2 protein-coding genes are annotated in these 2112 nt (G+C 73.8%); both read right to left on the minus strand.

Features of this window, described 5'->3' with window-relative positions; all coding sequences use genetic code 11:
• Nucleotides 1–346: 346 nt before the first annotated feature.
• Entirely contained in the window at nucleotides 347–1315 is a 969-nt protein-coding gene (locus FOE67_RS23725; protein WP_182666880.1) for a DUF5926 family protein, read from the minus strand.
• Between the two features lie 47 nt (nucleotides 1316–1362).
• On the minus strand, nucleotides 1363–1794 hold the full coding sequence (locus FOE67_RS23730) for an ATP-binding protein (protein ID WP_182666881.1): 432 nt from the start codon (nucleotides 1792–1794) through the stop codon (nucleotides 1363–1365).
• Between the last annotated feature and the right edge of the window lie 318 nt (nucleotides 1795–2112).

The following is a 2112-nucleotide window of genomic DNA, read 5'->3' on the forward strand; positions in this document are numbered from 1 at the left end:
GGCCGGGAGGACGGGGGAACACGGCGGGGTTCCGCGGCGGGCCGCGACGGCTCCGGACATCGAGGAACCCGGCCGCTGGCGACGGGGGATGCACCAGCGACCGGGCTCAACTGAAAGGTAACAACTCCTCGGCGATTAGCAAATCCCGCGGGACGGCGGACGGCCGAACCCGGGCCCCCGGACGGCCGTTACGGGCTCCCTGTGAGTCGAATCACAGGGGGTCGGCCGGGGGTGTGCGCGGTCTCCCGACGCCTCGCCCGCGTTTTCCCCGCGTGCCCCCGAAAATCAACACCCTTTTCCCACAAGGGGTTTGGGGGATCGCCGGGGGTTCGCGGAGGAAGGGCGGTCAGTTCAGGGTGACCTGACGGTTGGTCAGTCCGCTGCGCGCGCGCCGCTCCTCGGCGGTCAGCGGGGAGGTCTGCGCCAGCGCCTCGGACAGCCGTTCGCCGAAGGACGTCGCGGGCTTCTCGCACTCCTCGGCGCCCATCGAGGACGGCAGGTCCCACACCGGCACCGTGAGGCCGTGCGCCCGGAAGGAGCCCACCAGGCGGGTGCCCTCGCCGAGCCCCGAGGCCCCGGCGGCGTGCAGCCGGGCCAGCGCGTCGAGCAGGGTGTCCTCCGCGTGCGGCATCACCCAGCGCAGGTGGTTGCGGCCCGGCACCTCGCACCAGTACGCCGCCTCGACCCCCGTCAGCCGCGCGGTCGGCACGGCGGCCTCGTTGGCCCGCTCCAGGGAGGCGGCCACCGGACCGGTCGCGGCCTGCGCGTCGTCCAGCCAGAACTCGAAACCGGAGTGCACGACGGGCTCGAACGGGGCCTTTGGATCCAGCAGGTCCTGCAGTCGCGGCCCCTCCGGGGCGCCGGATCCCGGCGCCACCGGCTCACCCGGCCTGCCGTCCAGGGCGCGCAGCAGGACCTCGGCCAGGTCCCGGCTCAGGTCACCGGTCGGGGTGTCGTTCTGCAGGGCGACCAGCACGGAACCGTCGTCGCGGCGCAGGGCCGGCCACGCCATCGGCAGCACCGTGGCCAGGGTCAGCGAGGGGACGTCCCCGGGCAGCCCGTCGCGCAGCCGCAGCTCGGCGGTCGCGGCGGGGACCAGCTCGCGCAGGGCCACCCAGTCGCACTCCCCGCGCAGACCCTCGAAGGGCCGGCGCACGAGCTCGGTCGCGGCCTTCGCGCCCTCCCGGCCGTGACACGCCTTGTAGCGGCGGCCGGAACCGCAGGGGCAGGGCTCCCGCGCGCCGACGACGGGGATCTCCCCGTGGGCGCGTTGCGCGGTGCCGGTGGACTTCTGGGGGCGGCGCTTCTTGGCCATGCGGAGCGGCTCTCCCGGATCTCGGAGCGGACGGAGTCCGGCCGAGCCTAACGGGCGCGCGCGGGGAGCACCGCCCAGACCGTGACGGCTCCGGACGGATCACCCTCCAGGACGCCCCAGTCCCGGGTCAGCGAACCGATGATCGTCAGACCGCGACCGCCCCGGGCCGAGACGGAGGGGGAGGCCGTGCGCGGACGGGTCGGACCGCCGCCGTCGGTGACGGAGACCGTGACCTCGCCGGCGCGGTCGTGGTGCCAGGTCGCGCGCACCCGCTCGCCCTCCAGCGGCCGGGCGTGCCGGCAGGCGTTGCTCAACAGTTCGGTGAGGACCAGGACGGCGTCGTCGACGACCGCCTCCGGCACCCCTGCCGTGCGCAGATCCCGCCGCATGCTGCGCCGCGCCAGCCCCGGGCCCGACGGGCCGTGGGGTACCGACACGGACGCGGATGCGGGCACGTGCTGTGTGACCACCGTTGCCACCCCCGATACCTCCTTACCCCACGCCACCCGAGTGGTGCCCTTTCGTCGATGACGGGAAACCGACCGCGCCGGATCCGTTGACGGCTTGGTTATGTTCCGATACGGGCCGAACCGAGCGGAATCGATTCGAACCGGTCACTCCGCGGAGCGTAGGCAAACAAAAACGCCATCGTCCACCTATTGTTCATTTCGGTCCGATCACTGTGCCCGATCGGGTCCGTTCCGGCCCGGTTCGTCCCCGGTTCATCCTCCGGGTTCGCGTCCCCGCGGGGCCCCGGTGGCGCCGGGACACCCGGCCCTCACGCCCGGTCCCCGCCC

Source organism: Streptomyces calidiresistens (assembly GCF_014141525.1).
GTDB lineage: Bacteria > Actinomycetota > Actinomycetes > Streptomycetales > Streptomycetaceae > Streptomyces > Streptomyces calidiresistens.